This window comes from Acerihabitans sp., assembly GCF_036398755.1.
Lineage (GTDB): Bacteria > Pseudomonadota > Gammaproteobacteria > Enterobacterales > Enterobacteriaceae > Acerihabitans.
In genome coordinates, this window is sequence record NZ_DASWOM010000087.1 from 10,897 (window position 1) to 29,018 (window position 18,122).

Sequence of the window (18,122 nt, forward strand, 5' to 3'; positions counted from 1 at the left end):
CAACATGTTAAAGGCGATTGGGGCGCTGTATGGCGGCGGAGTATGGCGCGGCGTTTTCGCGGCGGCGGCATGTAGCCTGGCGGTCTGGTTCATGGGTCCCCGGCTTGCCGTCGGCGGGCTGCATCCCCTGGCGTCCGAGACCGCGCGATATCAGGTTATCGGCGCGGTGGCGGCGTTATGGCTGCTGTTGCGGCTTCGGTCCTCGCTGCGCCAGGCCCGCTTCCGGCGCGGCCTGCGCCGGCAATTGACGCCGGCGGAGCGGCCGCCGTCCGCGGTGGATGAAACGACGCTGGCCGCGGGATTCAAACGCGCGGCCAGGATACTGAAACGGCATCATGGCCATAGCGGCGGCCTGAAAAAATACGGGTTGCCGGGCTGGGGGCGCGCCTATTTGCATCAACTGCCGTGGTATCTGGTGCTGGGCGCCGAGGGCAGCGGCAAGTCCAAGGCCTTGCAACACGCGGGGCTGGATTTTCTCGAATCCCGGCCGATTGACGCCGGCGCGGCGGCCGTGCCGGGCCGCTGCGACTGGTATTTCGCCGCCCAGGGCGTGATGATAAGTCCCTGCGGCAGCTTTCTGGCCGACGGCGACAGCCGCTGGCAACAGATGCTGGCGTTGCTCAAACGCTACCGCGCCCACCGGCCGCTTAACGGCGTGGTGCTGGCGATCAGCGCGCAGGATCTGCTGCAGCCCTCGCGGGATGAGCACTATCGGCAGGCCGGATTATTGCGCCGGCGTCTGTTGGAACTGCGTCGGCAGCTTCATATCGCGCTGCCGGTGTATATCATGATCACCAAGACCGATCGCCTGACGGGGTTCAGCCAGTACTTCGGTCGTTTCGACGGACCTGAGCTGGAACAGGCCTGGGGCATGGATTTCCCCTGGCAGGACGGATCCGGAGACGGATTTTCGCTGCCGGACGCCTTTGGGCAAGCTTTCGACCGGTTGCTGCGCCGGTTAAACGACGCGTTGGCGGATACGCTGCTGGCGGAGCCGGACCCCAGGCTGCGTGCCGGATGCCTGGTCCTGCCCCAGGCCGTTGCCGCGCTGCGCCAGCCGCTGCTGCGTTACCTCGAGATTATTTTTGCCTCCTTTCCCGAAGGCCCTGTCCCGGCGCCACGGGGCATCTGGTTTACCAGCGCCAACCAGAAAACCGGGCCGGCCGCCGGCGCGCCGGCCGGGGGGCCGGATGATCCGTTCGACTACCGCTTTACGCCGGCGGATGCATCTCCCGCTCATGAGACCGCGCCGACGCCGCAAAGCTATTTCCTCAAGGCGTTGTTCCGGGACGTGATCCTGGCCGAAGGCGATCTGGCGGGCACGCGCCGCTGGGCCGTCTACCGCCGGCGGTTGGGCCTCATCGCAGGCTACGGCCTGTTGTCGGCGTTGCTGCTGGCGGCGGGGAGCATTGGCATCGCCAGCTACCATAATAATCTCCGCTACCTGGCCCGGGTACAGGTGCGCACCCAGGCGCTGGAACACCTCAGCGACGCCATCCTGCGCGCGCCCGAACCCGGGCTGGGCCAGGTACTGCCTTTCTTTAACGGCCTGGGCGTCTGGGGGGAAGGCGATATCTTCGATTACCGCCGCCCCCCGCTGGACCATCGAATGGGCCTGTACCGGGGCCGGATCCTGCACAGCGCCGGCGAACTGGTCTATCGGCACGCCCTGAAGCGCGTGCTGCTGCCCCTGGTGGCGCAACAGCTCGGCGCGGTGCTGGCCCGGGCGGATGCCGGTGAGACGGATTTCACTTACCAGGCGCTGAAAGCCTATCAAATGCTGTATGAGCCGCAGCATTACGACGGTGTTTTTTTACTGTCGTGGGTGCTGATGACCCTGCCGGCGATGCCGGGCGCGTCAGAGTTGGACAGCGCCGGGAATGAGCAACTGCGCCGGCATCTCGCGCGGTTGATAACCGACGCGCCGCTGGCGTCGCCCTACGACAAAGACCCGCGCCTGGTCGAGGCGGCGCGGTCCGCCGTCAGGCAGCGCACGTTGTCCCAGCGCGCATACCAGCGTCTTAAACAACAGCTTGTCCAGGACAGCCGGTTCAAGGCCGTCAGCCTTATCGACCTGGCGGGCGCCCCGGCGGAGCATGAACTGATGCGCACAAGCGGCCTCCCGGCCACGGCCACGCTCCCCGGCCTGTTTACCCCCGAGGGGTATTGGCAGGGTTTTGCCCCCGGGATCGCCGCGACCCTGGAGAGGTTACAGGATGAGGACCGCTGGGTGCTGAACCAGACTGAATCGCCGCGAGAGGACGAACTGGCCGCCAACGTGCGCCAAAGGTATATGAACGAGTTTATAACCCGCTGGGATAACTTTCTCGGCGACATCGTCCTGATGCCGGCGCCGGACCTCAACCGGCGCATCAACAGCGCGCGCGTCCTGTCCGGCGAGCATTCGCCCCTGCGCCGCCTGGTGACGCGCATCGGCCCCATTCTCGCCTTATCGCCGCCGGGCGACGAGGAAGCGTCGCCGCCGGATCTCGGCCGGCAGTTGGGCGCCCGCACCCGCGGGCTGTTGGGCAATATGTTTCCCCGACGGGAACAGGAGGACGGCGAGGGGGCCGAACTGACGGTAAGAAACCACTACCGGGATCTTATCGCGTTGTCCCGACCGCGCGGCGAAAACAGCGCCGCCATCGCCTTTGACGATATCCTCACCCAGCTTGGCAGCCTGTATCGTTATCTGGTGGCGTTGCAAAACAGCGGCGACGCGCCGCCGGCGCCGGGCGAAACCTTGTCCCGTTTGCGGGCGGATGCCCTACGTTTGCCGCAGCCGTTGCGCCGCCTGATACTTGAGCTGGCCGAGGGCGCCGGACAGGATTCCCGTATCCAGGCGCGGCAACGGCTGCAGCGGCTGTTCGATAGCCAGGTCGGGGCGTATTGCCGCCAGGTCGCCGACGGCCGTTATCCTTTATCGCCGCGGAGCGCGGTGGATGTCAGTCCGGACGAACTGGCGCGTCTGTTTGCGCCGGAAACGGGCCTGTCCGATCGCTTCTGGCGGCGGCATCTGGCGGACCATGTGGCGGCCGGCGGCGGCCGCTGGCAGTTCTTGCCCTGGTTCGACGCCGGCGATGGCGCGTCCGGGGAGGCACTGCTGCAATTCTTCGGCGCCGCCCGTGCTATCGGCGACGCGTTTTTTCCGCCGGGGGCGACCCGACCCTCCTTTTCCTTCACCCTGCGTCCGCTGGCCATGGACAACGGTATTCTCAGCCTGTCGCTCAATATCGACGGACAGACGCTCAGCTACAACCACGGTCCGTCGATTGCCTATCACCTGAACTGGCCGGGCACCGGACGTACGGGTAAAGCGCAGCTGACCGCCAGCCTGGCCGACGGCAGCACCGCCACGCTGGAAAAGCGGGGACACTGGGCGCTGCACCGCCTGCTGGACTGCGGCAAAAGCCGGCGCAAGGGTAACGACGGCGCGCGGCGCGTTACCTTCACCCTGGCGGGCCGCGACCTGACGCTGGATGTTGTGCCGGATAACGTGCGCAACCCCTTTACCCTGCCGGACTTCAGCTGTGCCGCGCAACCGGAGCCGCTATGAATATCCATGCCCTGCTGACGCCGGTCAGCGCCGACGCGCCCTGCGGCGAGAACCTGGAATACGATCTGGCCTTTATGCAGCTTCACCAACTGGCGCGCGGCAAAGCGGAACAACAGTTCGGCGAGGTGCTGATCCCGGCGCAGGAGCCGGACTGGCGGCGGGTGGAACAGCAGGCCCTCGATCTCCTGGCGCGCAGCAAGGATTTGCGCGTGATGCTGCTGCTGTCCCAATCCTGGACCGCCCTGCGCGGCGTGTCGGGCTATGCCGACGGCATCATGCTGATGGGCGAAGCGCTCGAGCGGTATTGGCTGACGCTGCTGCCGCCGTTGGCGCTGGAGGGTGAGGCCGATCCGCTGATGCGCATTAATGTGCTGCGCGAACTGGGCGATGACTTTGAACTGGCGAAACTGCTGCGCCGCAGCCGGTTCGTGCGCGACGCGGGCCATTGTCTGTCGTTTGCGGATGCCGCCGCCGCCCTTGACGGCATGGCGAAGACGGAGCCTGCCATGGGATCGGCGCTGTCCGCCGCCCTGGTACGCGGACTGGCGTCTCATGCGCGGGATATCGCGGAGATTCGCGCCGCCCTGGAGCGGATGTTCAGCCTGCTGCGCGAGCATTTGGGCGAAACGGCGCTGCCGGACATGCCCGGGGTATTGTCCGTCCTGGGCGCCATGTCGCGGGCGCCGGCGGCCCAGGATACCGCGCCGCCGCCGACTGCCGCACCGGCCGAAGATCCCTTGTTTCCCCGCCGCGCCGTGTTGGATAACGGCGCGGCGGCAACACCGTCGTCCCGGCGAGAGGGGGAAATCCTCACCCGCGACGACGCCTATCAGGCGCTGGAACAGGTGAAAAACTATTTCCGGCGTTATGAGTCCAGCCATCCGGCGCCGTTAATGATAGCGCGTATCCAGCGCTTAATGAGCCAGGACTTTATGGCGATAGTGCGCAATCTGGCGCCGGAGGCGGCAGCCCAATTGGAGCATTTTTTCGGCTGCGAAAACACTAAGGAGCAATCAAGATGAAAGAAGCACACAGTGGACAAAAATCCATCGCCCGCCAACGCGCCCCGCGGGTGCAAATTGAGTATGAAGTGGAGTTGTACGGCGCCGAGCGCACGGTACAGCTGCCGTTTGCCATGGGCGTCATGGCGGATTTAAGCGGCGGGGCGGAGGAACCTGCGGTACGTATCGACGAAAGAAAATTCCTTTATATCGATATGGATAATTTCAATGAGCGGATGAAATCGTTCAGGCCGGGCATCGCCATCCGGGTGGAAAATACCCTTAGCGGCGGGGACGACCTGGCGCTGTCGCTCACCTTTAACGAGATGGACGATTTTTTGCCGGATGCGATAGCACGCCGGGTGGAACCGCTGAACGCGCTGCTGGAGGCGCATATCCAGCTGTCCAACCTGCTTTCCTATATGGATGGCAAACATGGCGCCGAGGAGCTGATGGCCTCGGTGCTGAAAGACACTACCCTGCTGCGGGGCCTGGCCGGCACGTCGGCCCGCGCCGGCGGCCAGGATATACTACCCTACTCGCCGATGTACGAGCCCGGGGCGGTCGGACGCATTTTGCCGCCGGCCATCGGCGCGGTGATTGATGAGCAGTTCCGCCCCAAGACGGAAGAAGCGCGCGCCGTCCTTGAAGTCGCGGTCAGGGCCATGGCGCAGCAGGCGCTGGCCAATCAGGTCACGTTGTCCAAAGACGCCTTCAGTACCATCCAGGGCCTGATTGCGCTTATTGATGAAAGCCTGTCGCGGCAGATCAATATCATCCTTCATCATCCCGAGTTCCAGCGGCTGGAAGGCGCCTGGCGCGGGCTGCACTATCTGGTGGCCAATACCGCCAGCAGCGACATGCTGAAAATCCGCGTCATGAACCTGAGCAAAAAAGAACTGGGACTGACGCTCAAGCGCTATAAAGGCGCCAGTTGGGATCAAAGCCCAATCTTTAAACGCGTCTATGAAGAAGAATACGGCCAGTTCGGCGGCGAGCCGCTGGGCTGCATCGTCGGCGATTTCTATTTTGACCACAGCCCGCAGGATGTGGAGCTGTTACGCGAGCTGTCGCTTATCGCCTCCGCCGCCCATTGTCCTTTTATCAGCGGCGCGTCGCCCGGGGTCATGCAGATGGCAACGTGGCAGGAACTGTCCAATCCGCGCGATTTGAGCAAAATCGTACAGAATACCGAATACGCCGCCTGGCGCATGCTGAGGGAATCGGAGGATGCCCGCTACCTTGGCCTGGTGCTGCCGCGCCTGCTGGCGCGATTGCCTTACGGAATGGACGGCAATCCCGTCGACGCCTTTGCGTTTGAAGAACAGACCGACGGGGAAACCCATGCCAATTTCACCTGGATGAACGCCGCGTATGCCATGGCGGTGAATATCAACCGTTCATTCCAGGAATACGGCTGGTGTACCTCCATACGCGGCGTGGAGTCGGGCGGCGCGGTGGATAATTTATTATGCCATAGGTTCCCGACCGACGACGGCGGGGTGGATTTGAAATGCCCAACGGAAATCGCCATCAGCGATCGGCGCGAGGCCGAACTGGCTAAAAACGGCTTCATGCCGCTGGTGTACCGTAAAAACTCGGATTTTGCGGCGTTTATCGGCGCCCAATCGCTGCAAAAGCCGGCGGAGTACAGCGACCCCGACGCCAGCGCCAACGCCAATCTGGCCGCGCGGCTGCCTTACCTGTTTGCCTGCTGCCGTTTTGCTCATTACCTGAAATGCATCGTGCGCGACAAGGTGGGGTCCTTCCAGACCCGCGGTGATATGGAGCTGTGGCTGAATAATTGGATCATAAATTATGTCGATGGCGATCCGGTTAACTCATCGCAGCAAACCAAAGCGCGCCGTCCGCTGGCGGCGGCCGAAGTTCAGGTCAACGAGCAGGCGGACAATCCCGGTTATTATCAGGCGAAATTTTTCCTGCGTCCCCATTACCAACTGGAGGGCCTGACGGTGTCGCTGCGCCTGGTGTCCAAACTGCCGTCGCTGAAGCAGGGCGGCAGTTAAGATGTATTTTCGAATCGGTAAGGACCTTCCGTTATGAACAATAGCATTTATCTGCAAGTAGACAGCGTTAAAGGCGAAGCCAAGGACGAGGAGCATAAAGACTGGATCGACGTGCAGCATTTTCGCTGGCAAATAGTCCAGCCCACGGAAAACAGCGTCGGCGGCGGCGGCGGCATCGGCAAGGCGGTGGTGCGGGAGCTGGAGGTGCTGGCGCGCATTGATAAAGCCATGCCGACCATGATGAAAAAATGCGTCGAGGGCACGCATCTGCCCGTGGTGACACTGGGACTGAGAAAGGCGGCCGAGTCCAGCGAGGACTACCTGCTGATAAAAATGCAGGACGTGATGCTCAGCGCGGTGGAAATCGTCCCCCATGCCGGTACCGGCATGGGCGAGGGCCACGCGGTGGCGCCCGGCGCCATGGCGGTGCTGTATCGCTTTTCACCGTCCATCGTGGGTGTGACCTGCGGTGAGCAGTTAAATACCGGCGCCCTGAGCGCGAAAGTGGAATTTGGTTGGGATGTGAAGAAAAATGCCGCTGCACAAGTCAAATTTAAATAACGACATATTGATCGACGATCGCCGCGCTGAAGAGACCTGGGAGAGTTTTCTCCACGAATTTCCCGGCGCCGCGGTCAGGGAAAATGATATCGACCGGGTATTGGCGGCGCTTTTTGACGCGCCCTTCGCATCCGGCGGGATAACGGCACCGGCGGATGCCGCGCCCGTTGGATCGCGGGGCGCCGGGGAAACCGATCCGCTGCGGTTGTTCCCGCCGGTACGGGCGGAGGACGCGCCGGCGGCGCCGGAACATCCCGCCGGCGCGCCGGCGGATATCGCCATGGGCGAGACGACGCCGGCCCAGCGGCGGGCGATGCTGGCGGCGCTGGCCGCCTGTCTCGGCGCGCCGCGGCAAAGCGATACCGGCGCCTTGTTTACCCAGTCCTTTTTGCCGGTCTATCGCCGGGAAATGGCAAACGCCGCCGGCGAGGATTAACCGACTATCGGCTCATCGGGACGATAAACAAAATCATCGCGATGGGCCGAGGGCAGGTTATATCCCAGCCAACTGCCCTGTCCCAGCGGCTGGTCAACCCCCAGCTCACAGCCGCGATATCCCTCGCGCGCCAGGATCACCCGCACTTCCCAGGAAAATTCCACCCCGGCATATTGGCGAATCCAGTCGCGCAACCGGTCAAGCGTGCCGCCGCCCCCGGCGGATAAAAAACGGCGGTATTGCCGCCACGGCAGTGGGCCGATATCGACGGCGAAACGGGACTGGATATCCGGCGCGGCCAGGCCCAGGCAAGACGTTTCGCCCAGGCGGACGCCACGGTGGCCGGTATGCAGCCGTAACCGGGCGTTGGCGGGCAGCGCCAGCCAGTGGAACAGATTTTCCCGAATCCCGGCCGGCACGGCGAAATAATGTCGGATAAGTGAACGCAGCCCCTCGGCGCAGCGGGGACCCCGGGTTAAATGTCCGGCCATATAATAACGTGCCTGGGCGTCCGGCGCGCCGACCCGCGCGGCGGGCTGGGCCATGCCCAGCAGGCAGGCGGCATAGCGATCAAAACGCCGGTTGTCCGGCCGATCGAACGAGACACAGTGCTGGGCGTCGGCCCAGGCGCGGTAAAACAGCGTGATCAACCGATGGTGAAACAGATCGGCAAAGGCCGTCAGCGCGGATTGCTGGCCGGGTCGCCGGCGTTGATAGACCTCTTCGGTCATATGCAGGGGCAGGGGACCGTTGGGGCCGAACAGGCCGAAGCCGTTGATCTCCACCCGCCGCCATTGCGCGCCGCTCGCCGGGACAATAGCGGCGATACCGGCGGCGGCGAAGCCAAGGGAGGGACGTTGTCCCAGGCGCAGCGGCTCGTCGCGCGGCAGCGGCGCGCGTCCCAGCGCGTAGCGCAGCCCCTCCCGCGCATCCACGCGGCGCAGCAGTTGGAACAGATCATAGTCCCAGGGTCGGCGCTCGCGCGGGGTCCAGCGATGGCCGGCGCTATCATCGACGGGCGCGCGCGGGACAACCGGCCGCTGGCGCGAACACGGGCTCAGCCGGCCTGGGGCGGGGCGGGGATGGACGCGGTAGATTTTCATAACAGCCTCGAGGCTCCCGGGCGCGGCGGCCAATAGCCGATGGCGCCGCGTTGCATCGAGCAAAGCGTGGTTTCGCTAAAGCTGTTAACCGTGGCCAGCCGCGTGAACAGCCGCGCCAGCACGCTGCCCAGCAGCCAGGGGCTCAGGCCGGAAAACGCCTGCTCGTCGACGCTAATCCGCGCGCTGAGGCCGCGTGCGGCCAGCGCCGGCCGCGCCATTATCCGGTGGCAGGGAAGGAACTGGCACTGGCGAATACCGGCGATTTGCTGCCTGACGGTAATATCGGCCCGGCGCGCATGGAAGTCTAATAACTGACGCAGGGCCGTTCCGCCATCCGGGTTATCCATCAGGCTGAAATAGTTGAGCCGCAGCTGGTTAATCAACGGCCAGCAGGACTCGCTTTCCGCCAGCGCCGGGATGGGGCTGCTTGGGCCATTATGTAATAACACCTGTTGCACCGGCAGGGAATCGCGGATCACGAATTGCCGATCCTGGCGCAACAGCGTGAACGGCAGGTCGCGATTGCAGCACAGCACCTCGGCGCTTAAATACGCCAGATCCGCCCCCCAGGGTGGATGCCGCTCGTCGGCCAGGGAAATAAAGGCCAGTGAACCGCCCGAGCCGGTACAGGGGATTAACGGGTCGGCGGCCGGCGGCCGGGAGCGCTGCTCCCGGCGCAGGGAAAACCAGCCCGGTCCGTCAGGCCCTTCTTCATTATGGCGATCGTACACCGGCCTGAATACCCGCCGGTAGCCGTTTTCGCCTTTGCTGCCGTAGCCGTGCAGTTGCGTGACCGAGTGGACCTCATAATCCAGCGGATGCAGGGTATCGACGATAACCGGATATTCAGTCCGGCGTTCATTGAGGATAATGCGTTCAGCGGTGCGGGGGAACAGATTGACCACCGGCGTGCAGTGCAGCGCCAGATGTCGCCGGTCGACCTGCCGCTCCAGTTCGGGCGCGGCCTGGTCCAGCAACAGGATAATCTCCAGCTGTTGCTGTTTGCCGGCGCGGTCGAGCAGCGGTTGCAAACCCCGCAGGCTGAAAAACTGTAGCCGGGCGGGAAAAGAAAAATATTCCTGCAGCAGGCGAAAGGCGTCCAGGCTGCGCAGATCCTGCGGCAGCATGGCCTGATCGGCGTCAAGACCTTCATGGCGCAGCGCCTCCCGGCCCAGGTTCAGGCGCAGGGCCGAATCGCCGCCGGTCTGCGCCAGCACCGTTTGCGTATGCTGCATCATCAGCTCCAGCAGTTGCCGGGCCGGGATATCCCCGCCGCTGAGGTAAAACATCAGCCGATCGCAACGCATTTCACCGAGCGTCACCGGACCGACACAGGAAAGCCTGATGCGCAATGCGCAGGCGCTGCCGTCCAGTCCCAGGGCGCCGGGCAAGATCTCGGCCGGAATGCCGCCCAGCGCCACCTGCTCGATGCGCAGCGGCTGAAGATCGACCTCATGAGCGGTGCGGTAGCGGCAGGTGACGCCGCGGGACTTAAGCTCCCGACTGTCCATCACCGTGCCGGGCGGCACGCGAAATCCCTGGCTGATATCCCCTTTCGCAACGTCCGGCCTCAGTTCCACAATGGCCATCGAGGGGGTGGCGGCCAGATAGTTGGGATGCAGCATGTCCAGCAGTTGCCGCGAGAAACGCGGAAATTCCGCATCCATTTTCAACTGGACGCGCGCGGTCAGGAAGGCAACCCCTTCCAGCAACCGCTCGACATAGGGATCGGCCGGTTCGGCGCCGCGCAGGCCCAGGCGTCCGGCGACCTTGGGATACTGTTCGGCGAACTCCGTTCCCATTTCCCGCAGCCAGGCCAATTCCCGATTGTAATAGTCCAGTAGCCGGCTATCCATTGGTTATCCCTTATCACTCAGTTCAAAATGGCCGTTTTCCAGATCCACGCGGCTGGTAAACCTGAAATCCACCGGCGCCGGCGACCCCCAAAGGCGTCCCTGGATAATAAACGACAGCAGGTTATGCGACGCCAGTCCGTCGTTATCGCCGACGTAATCAATGCTTAGCTCCGGGGAAATAATGCGCGGCTCAAAGCAGGTTATCGCCCTGGCAATGGCGCGTTCGATGTCGTGCCAGGCTATTTCGGAGCACACCTTGCCGGCCATCGGCGGCAGGCCGAAATTCAGCGTACTGGCATACACCTGCGGCCAGCGCGCCAGCTCGTCGCGGGAGGCGAAACGGGTGCAGTTAAGCAGCGCCTGCAGGTTGGTTAGTACCGATCGCTTCAGCATGTCCCGCAGACCGGCCATATCCTGCGGGATGTCGTCCGGATTGTCCGGGTCGTCATCGGAAAGCCGCTCCCAAAGCACGGGCGCGGCCTGTTGCCGGCCGCCGGTCGCAATACCCTGCCCGCCGGCGGTTCCCCCCGCCCGATGGTTTATCTTATCGCGCATTTTCGCTCCCGTTTCCGGCGATGGCCGGATCAGCCCATATGTATGTGTTCCGCATCGATTTTGGTGACGGCGTCGGCGGTGATCATCAGGTTCCGGCTGTGGATGCGGGCATAATCGGCGGCCAGGTAATCCAACTGGCCGATCCTGGCATGCTCCGTGTGCGTCACTTTGCGCAGCCACCTGCGGCTTATCTGCACCAGGGTGCGCCATACCGATTCCAGACGTTTGCCGACGATACAGCAGGCATCGACCCGGGCCGACAGCGATTCGCCCTGGTAGCGCAGCCGCCCGATGCGGCATTCCCCCCGGTCCGCGCCGATATCAAGCGTAGGGGCGAGCAATGCCAGCCGTTTGGTCCCCCGCAGGGTCAGCGTCCCCCGGGCGGCGATATCCAGGTCGCCGGCCACCGCCAGTGACCAGGGCGACAGCGTATCCGCACGGTCCAGTACCGCCAGCAGCCATAGCTGCGCCTGATTGCCGGCAATCAACACCTCGTCGCCCGGCTGCGGCGTGAGCAGGCAACTGGCGGCCAGGCGGCACTGCCAGCCACGCTGTTCATGGCGCACGATATAGCAGCCGTCCGGCAGGACGTTAACCACCCGGCCTACGGCCTGGCCGGGTGGTGAGGAAATGGTGTCGCTGAATGTCTGTCGATTGATCATAACTTGCCCTAAGTCGTGGCTGAGGTGAACGGTGGCCGCCGCAGGCTCCATTCTTCGGCGGCATGGAGAGCCTCATCGGCCTCCAGCAGTCCCTTGCGGGTGGAAAACAGCGCCGCCGTTTGCCGGGAGCGGTGCAGGCGGGTGCGCAAAAAGCGCGCCTGCCGCAGGTCGGCGCCCTGGAGGTCGGCGCCGCAAAAATCCGCATAGGCCAGATTGCAGCCGGCGAACCGGCATAGTCCGGCCAGGGCGCGATGCAGCAGGGCCTGCTCCAGGCTGGCGTGGGAAAAATCGGCCTGGCGCAGATCGGCGCCGATAAACTGACCCTGATCAAAATGACCGTGGCGGCACCGCGCCCGCGCCAGATTGCCGTCGATAAACAGTGCCTGGGCGCAGTGGGCGTGTTCAAAACGGGCCGCGGCCAGCGAGGCGCCCTTAAAACAGCTGCGGGTAAGAATGGCGTGGCTGAAATCGACGTTATCCATGGCGTTGTCGGTAAATTGGCAGGCGATAAAGCTCTGGCGCCGATAGTCGTTATTGCGATGGTCGCAGCCGACAAAGATTGCGCGGTCAAAATGGCTTTGGCCGAACACCGTGGCGGTAAGGTCGATACCGAACAGCGTGGTCAGGGTGGCCTGGCAATGTCGCAGCCGGGCCTGATGCAACGGCGTTTTAAACAGCGTAACCCGGTACAGCGCGCACCGATCAAACACCGCGCCGGTCAGCGGGCTCTCCAGAAACTGGGTGGATGCGATGTCGCCGGCGCCAAAGCGGCTTTCCATCAGCAGGCAATGATTAAACAGGCTGCCGCTGATGTCGCACCCGCTGAAATCAGCCGCGGGCAGCGCGCAGTGGTTAAACCGGCAGTCCTTTATCGCCCCCCCGCTGAAGTCCGCCCGCTCCAGCCGGCAGTGATCAAACAGCGTATCTTCCAACCGGCGCCGGCGTAAATCCGCCCCGCTGAAAACCACATGGCTGAATACCGCGCCGCACAGCCTGACGCCGGCAAGCTGTTCCTCGCAAAGCGTCACCGACTCCACGGCTTCGCCCCGGTCGATCCGTTGTTGCAGCTCCCGCGCCGTAAGGGGGATCATGAGGTCGGCTCCTGCGCGCGCGGCAGGGTTTTGCATTGGTGCGTATAGGCGCCCTGCAGGCGGGTGTGGTGATCTATGGCCGCAAGCGACAAATCGGCGCGAAACAGGTTGGCGCCCCGCAGGTCGGCGCCGCCAAGCCGGGATTTTTGCAGCAGGGCGCCCATCAGGTCGGCGCGGTTCAGCGATGCGCGGCTCAGGTCGGCGCGGATAAACAGGCAGCCGCCGGCGTTGATGCCGTCCAGGCGCGAATCCGTAAGCCCGGCGCCGCTGAAATCGCAGTTTTCGGCCCGTACCCGTGAAAAATCCGCCCGCTCGAGCGGCGTTTGCCGGAAGTTGCAGCTTTTAAGCCGCGCGCGCTTGAACGATGCGCCCCTGGCATGGGCGCCGCCGGTAAAAACACAGCTGTCCAGGCCCGCTTCCTGAAACTGTGACTCATCCAACGCCATGGTAATAAACGCGCAGCCCGACAGCTGCGCCGCGTAAAAACAGGCGGCGTCGAGCCGTCCGTTATTGAAAACCACCTTTTCCAGGCGGCAGCGGCTGAAATCAAGCCCGGCGGCATCGGGCTCAAGAAACGTGCTGTTTTCCAGGGTAGCGCGGCTGAAGCTACAGCGGTTAAGCCGGGTCAGGTGAAACAGCAGCCCGCTGAGATGCGCCTGGTTAAAACAACAGTCGGTAAACTCCGCCCGCGTGACCATCACCCCGGCCAGGCGCGCTCCTGAAAATTCAGCGGACTGGCAGCGGGCGCCGGTCAGGCAGGTTTCGTTAAGGCGGGCGTCGCGCAGGGAAGTGTTTACCAGCGAGGCGTGCGCCAGCATGGCCTCGCTGAGATCGGCGCCGTCAAGCAGGCAGTTATCCAGCCTGGCGCTTTCCAATAGGGCCTGTTTTAAATTCACGCCGCGTAAGTCCAGATTGCGCAGGTCGGCGCCGGTCAGATCCATGCCGGCGAGATCGCGTGTTTGCGCCAGCAGCGCCTGGAGGCGACGGCGCAGCGTTGTGGTTTGCTGCGCGTCCTGCGGCGGGGCCGCAGCGCGGGTATCGGCGGACAGCCGATACATCTGGTGCAGGGCCAGGCGCGTCTCGGGCGTATCAACAGAAGGTCCGGCGCCGGTGGAACCCGCTTCCCGCCGCCCAAGCAACGCCAGCATACGGTGGTAGTGCGCCGGCCCGGCGCCGGTATCCCGCGGGGCGTGGACGGCGGCGTCCAACCCGGCGGCGTCCACGAAATCCGTCGTATCGGCGCCCAGGGCGGCGGCTTTTTCCAGCGCCCGCCGTTGCATCGCCGCCGCCTGCCCCTCAAGGCGCGCCATGAATTGCGGCAGTTCGCCGGGCAGCGGCCCGGGTTGCCGTGCGCACCTGCCAAGGCTATCGGCGCTGGCGCGATCGCGGGTACCCAGGCCGGCGTCACGGCCATGACCGCTGCTGCCCGGTTCAGCGCTATTTTCCGGCCCGTCCGGCGTTTCCGGTCCCAAGGGGTGGCGATGCTTTTCGCGCAGGTCCGCTTCCCGGCGCGCCAGATTGGCCGCCAGCGGCCCTTCCTGGGGACGGGGGCAGGTATCCAGCCACGGGCCTATCAGGCTTTGCGTAACCAAATCCTGTTCACGCAGGGCATGGGCGGCGGCGGTGGATTTTTGGCCGCGGGCCAGGAAAACGTCCTGATAATGCGCCAGGGGACGGCTTTCTCCCGCGGTTTCGAGCGCGACCAGCATATTGTCGATATCCAGCGCATCGTCTTCATGAATCGCGCAATCGCCCTGCCAAATCAGCACCATCTGTTCCAGATGAGGGAAAAACCACAGGGTGGTGGCGCGCAGGCTGAGCTCTTCAAGCGTCGGCGAGCCGGCGGCGCTGGTGATGTCACGCCGGTATCTATCGCCGGCAACCGCGCCTGCGCCGCCGGCGCGGGTAATAAAACACCGGGCGCGCCAGTCGGGCAGCACCCCCTGCTGCAGCGGTTGCTCCGGATGCATATTCCAGATACGCCAGGGCGCGCCCAAGGGTAATGACGGCGACCGCGGCCACCGCTGATCGCATCCGGCCCGGTTAAATACGTGCCAGTCGATATCGCGGGCAAAACCGGGGTAATCCTGCTCCAGCCAGCGTTGATCGTAGTTTTTGCCAATACGGCTGAAGTGCCCCGGCAGGCAAAAATCCAGCGGGCCGAAACAGTCGGGTTTTATCGCGCGCCGCGCCGCGCCATACCCCGCCTCCGGTTCGATACGGGCCAGCGGATGGCACAGGACGCCGTTGCGTTCTAGGGGATGCGCGCCCAGGCCGCGCGGGTTGCCGGCATCGTTTTCGCCGCCGAAGGCGTTTTCCCAGTCCAGTCGCAGCCTGGCGAACGGCAGCGCCTCGGTGGGGCGCCCGCCGACCCAGAAACGTTCACCGAACGCCGTCAGGCTTTTTTCCAGCTCCGCCACCTGGATCTTGACCATACAAGCATTGTTTTGCCGCTGGTGCCGGGTATAGGCATAACCCGTGGCCAGGAATTCCGCGCAGGCCTTGGGAATGGCCAGATCCAGCAAACCGCCGTCGCCGGCCAGTTCCGCCGCCGCCAGTTGCCATAGCTCGGGTTCGGGACGCAGCCGGGGGGCCGGCCCCATATCGGCCAGCGCCAGAACGGACACGCCTAACCGGTTTTGACCCTGCCAGCGCCAGGGCCGGTGCAGTACGCCCAGGCGCAGCGGTTTAATGATCTTCATGGCGATCGGCTCAGATAAAAATAGTGATGGCGCTGGTGTGCAGACTCAGCAGCGTGGTGCGGATATCCAACTGGCCCTGGCCGATGTTAACGCCCACCGTCTCGACCCGCACCGCGGTGGTGGCCAGGTTCAGCCGGGTGCTGGAGGTTAACACCTCGTCGGTGGCGACCGCCATTTTCGCCATGGAAAAGCGCATGTTATTTATGGTTTCGGCGGAGCCGGCGATGTTAAGCGCATTACCGGCATGGGTTTCGCTGCTTCCCTCGATTTTCCGCACCAGTTTTTTTGCTGAGACCAGTACCTCGTTGCCGCCGTTGACGCTGATGTCGCCATCGGCGCGCAGGGCCACATCCTGGTTGACATGCCCGTCAAACCGCCCGTGGATATGGCGGCGCGCGTCGCCTTTTATCTCCACCCGCTGATCGCCGGTGATGGTTTGTCGGTCCACGCCGCTGATGGTGGTTTCCACCCCTTTGGTATATTCCACCCGGGTGGGATCCGGGCGCAGGCATTGCCGCTCGGCCCGGCGGCGATCCTCCAGCTCCCGGGCGGTCGCGGGCCGGGCCGCCGCCAGGGCGGCCTGCGCCGGGCTCGGATAATCGGTCGCCTGCGCGCCGGGACTGAGCGTCCGGCCGAACAGGATTTTATTGCCGGCATCAAACATCAGGTCATTCAGAGCGTGATGGCTGATATTGTCGCCGGCATGCTGGGTCAGGCTGCCGCTGACAATCTGCGCCGCGTGTCCGGTCACCTGGCGGTACTCGCCGCCGGTGACGGCGTCCGCCCTGCCGCCGGCGGTAATCAGGCTGGTTTTGCCCAAGTGAAAGGTCTGTATATCGGGTTTAAATTTAAAGGTGGCGCAGGGGCCTTGGTGGATAAACCGGCTTTGGCCTTTTATCTCCTGCGCCAGGCAGCCGTCGACGCTGATGTGCTGGTCGTGTTCGACCGAGATGATCATATCGCGCTCGGCATGCAGGCTGAACGACTCGCGCCCTGGCGCGTCCTCCATAAACCAATAGCTTGCGTTGCCCGCGCCGCCATCCCTACTGCGGCTCATAAAGCCCATGCGGGCGGCGGCGGCCGGCAGATCCCAGGGCGGCAGGGCATCCTCGTTGTATACCCGCCCGGTGATTATGGGGCGGTCGGGATCGCCATTGATAAAATCCACGATCACCTCTTCGCCGACGCGCGGCACCTGCACGCCGCCATATTTCCAGCCGGCCCAGTGGCTTGATACCCGTACCCAACAGGAATCGGTATCATCGCCCGCGCCGTGCCGGTCCCAGCGGAACTTAAGCTTTACGCGGCCGTATTTATCGGTCCAGATGCTTTTGCCGGGCGGGCCGGCCACCTCGGCGGTTTGCGGTCCCTGGGTTTTCGGCCAGGGGGTGTCGCGGGGCGGGCGCCAGGAGACATGGGCCGGTATCACGGTGAAATCCACGCTGAATTCGGCCATGGCGGCGTCGGATCCGGGCGCCAACCGGGAGTCATCGGCCAGATGGCGGTTATCCTGGATACTGTAATCGACAGCGGTGACCAGATAACATTGCTCATCCTGCGGACGCGGACATTGACGTAACCGGAAGGTGCGGCCGGGCGCCATGCCGCGCGCCGTGGCCTGGCCCGAGACCCGGCATTGCCGGGAGGCGAACTCCTGTTGGCGGATCTGCGCCAGAAAGTGTCCATGCCCATTATCGCCATATCCGCCCGGCCAATCGTAAATTTCACTTTTACTGGCGGCGAAAGAGGCGCGGTTTTGACGGGTTTGCCCTAGATGGGCGCGGGGTTGCCGAAAATCATAGTCATCCATGCTGCACAGCCTGGGGGTGATTTGGTGGGATAAGGTCCAGCGGTGAATGGCTTCAATATGGGCGTTAAGACCGCAACCCGGCTGCCGGTAAACCATCTCCTCATAGCCGGGAAACGGTTGATGCGCCTGCGGGGCGTCGGCCAGCACCAGGGTATGGCCGCGGTCATGATGGTGAAAATAATAATAAATTCCCTCGTGCTCCATCAGCCGGCTCAGAAAATCGAAAGTGCTTTCGCGATATTGCACAATGTAGGGATATAAATGATAGGCGCTGGTCAGCCGGTTTTCACAGGCAATATTATGGTCGGCCAGGACATGGGTAATAATCTCCGGCAGGGTTTTCTCCTGCCAGACGCGGCAATCGCGATTTTGCGTCAGGTACCACAGCGCGGGATGCAGCGTGAAGGTATAGAGCTTATATTTTTCATTCAGCAGCTCGTAGCCGTTAAAATCGATGCGGGTAATATGGCCATGCAAATAACGACATCCACCATCAATAAGCGTTATTTCAAAGGTCATATCCTGACCCAATAATGCATTAATGTCTAAATCGTTATGCGTACTAAGGAATTCCGCGCTAAACCGGTATAAAGCTGATAATGATTCCCGTCCGGTCAGCCGTTTAAATACCAGTTCACTTTCGGCGCTACCGCTTAACGGCGTATGGACCTTTATCCAGTCTGGCATGTTGTTCCTTAATGCGTGAGATCGACGGTAAGGCGCCAAGGCTTAATGTCTAAAGCACTTATTTTTACCAGCCAG

General features: G+C 63.4%; 12 protein-coding genes. 5 read left to right on the forward strand and 7 right to left on the reverse strand.

Annotated features, from left to right (window positions below):
* Positions 1-4: 4 nt before the first annotated feature.
* From tssM to VGC33_RS14425, 5 genes are read left to right on the forward strand one after another with little or no spacing between them, the layout of a single operon-like run.
* The gene (tssM, locus tag VGC33_RS14400) at positions 5-3,556 is read left to right on the forward strand and encodes a type VI secretion system membrane subunit TssM (RefSeq protein WP_331121456.1); all 3,552 of its coding nucleotides are present in this window, start codon (positions 5-7) and stop codon (positions 3,554-3,556) included.
* The gene (tssA, locus tag VGC33_RS14405; RefSeq protein ID WP_331121457.1) at positions 3,553-4,578 is read left to right on the forward strand and encodes a type VI secretion system protein TssA; all 1,026 of its coding nucleotides are present in this window, start codon (positions 3,553-3,555) and stop codon (positions 4,576-4,578) included. Before tssM ends, tssA begins: the two co-directional genes overlap by 4 nt.
* The gene (tssC, locus tag VGC33_RS14415; RefSeq protein WP_414636937.1) at positions 4,575-6,584 is read left to right on the forward strand and encodes a type VI secretion system contractile sheath large subunit; all 2,010 of its coding nucleotides are present in this window, start codon (positions 4,575-4,577) and stop codon (positions 6,582-6,584) included. The genes tssA and tssC overlap by 4 nt, the downstream gene beginning before the upstream one ends.
* A gap of 33 nt (positions 6,585-6,617) precedes the next feature.
* Entirely contained in the window at positions 6,618-7,145 is a 528-nt protein-coding gene (locus VGC33_RS14420) for an Hcp family type VI secretion system effector (protein ID WP_331121458.1), read from the forward strand.
* Between the two features lie 7 nt (positions 7,146-7,152).
* The gene (locus VGC33_RS14425; RefSeq protein WP_331121459.1) at positions 7,153-7,581 is read left to right on the forward strand and encodes a hypothetical protein; all 429 of its coding nucleotides are present in this window, start codon (positions 7,153-7,155) and stop codon (positions 7,579-7,581) included.
* Here VGC33_RS14425 and tssG read toward each other — a convergent pair.
* The 7 genes from tssG to tssI are packed head-to-tail and all read right to left on the reverse strand — an operon-like array spanning position 7,578 to position 18,047.
* Positions 7,578-8,684: a type VI secretion system baseplate subunit TssG gene (tssG, locus tag VGC33_RS14430; RefSeq protein ID WP_331121460.1), complete on the reverse strand. Its 1,107-nt coding sequence runs from the start codon at positions 8,682-8,684 to the stop codon at positions 7,578-7,580. The two genes, VGC33_RS14425 and tssG, sit on opposite strands and share 4 nt — an antisense overlap.
* Positions 8,681-10,540, reverse strand: a complete 1,860-nt coding sequence (tssF, locus tag VGC33_RS14435) for a type VI secretion system baseplate subunit TssF (protein WP_331121461.1) — start codon at positions 10,538-10,540, stop codon at positions 8,681-8,683. Before tssF ends, tssG begins: the two co-directional genes overlap by 4 nt.
* A 3-nt stretch (positions 10,541-10,543) precedes the next feature.
* The gene (tssE, locus tag VGC33_RS14440; protein ID WP_331121462.1) at positions 10,544-11,095 is read right to left on the reverse strand and encodes a type VI secretion system baseplate subunit TssE; all 552 of its coding nucleotides are present in this window, start codon (positions 11,093-11,095) and stop codon (positions 10,544-10,546) included.
* Positions 11,096-11,124: 29 nt separating this feature from the next.
* A complete protein-coding gene (locus tag VGC33_RS14445) occupies positions 11,125-11,757 on the reverse strand; it encodes a DUF3540 domain-containing protein (RefSeq protein WP_331121463.1) in 633 nt (210 codons plus the stop codon).
* Positions 11,758-11,765: 8 nt separating this feature from the next.
* On the reverse strand, positions 11,766-12,848 hold the full coding sequence (locus VGC33_RS14450) for a pentapeptide repeat-containing protein (RefSeq protein ID WP_331121464.1): 1,083 nt from the start codon (positions 12,846-12,848) through the stop codon (positions 11,766-11,768).
* Positions 12,845-15,550: a DUF2169 family type VI secretion system accessory protein gene (locus tag VGC33_RS14455; RefSeq protein ID WP_331121465.1), complete on the reverse strand. Its 2,706-nt coding sequence runs from the start codon at positions 15,548-15,550 to the stop codon at positions 12,845-12,847. The genes VGC33_RS14450 and VGC33_RS14455 overlap by 4 nt, the downstream gene beginning before the upstream one ends.
* 10 nt (positions 15,551-15,560) lie before the next feature.
* Positions 15,561-18,047 (reverse strand): type VI secretion system Vgr family protein, encoded by a 2,487-nt coding sequence (gene tssI / locus VGC33_RS14460; protein WP_331121466.1) that lies wholly within the window; start codon positions 18,045-18,047, stop codon positions 15,561-15,563.
* Between the last annotated feature and the right edge of the window lie 75 nt (positions 18,048-18,122).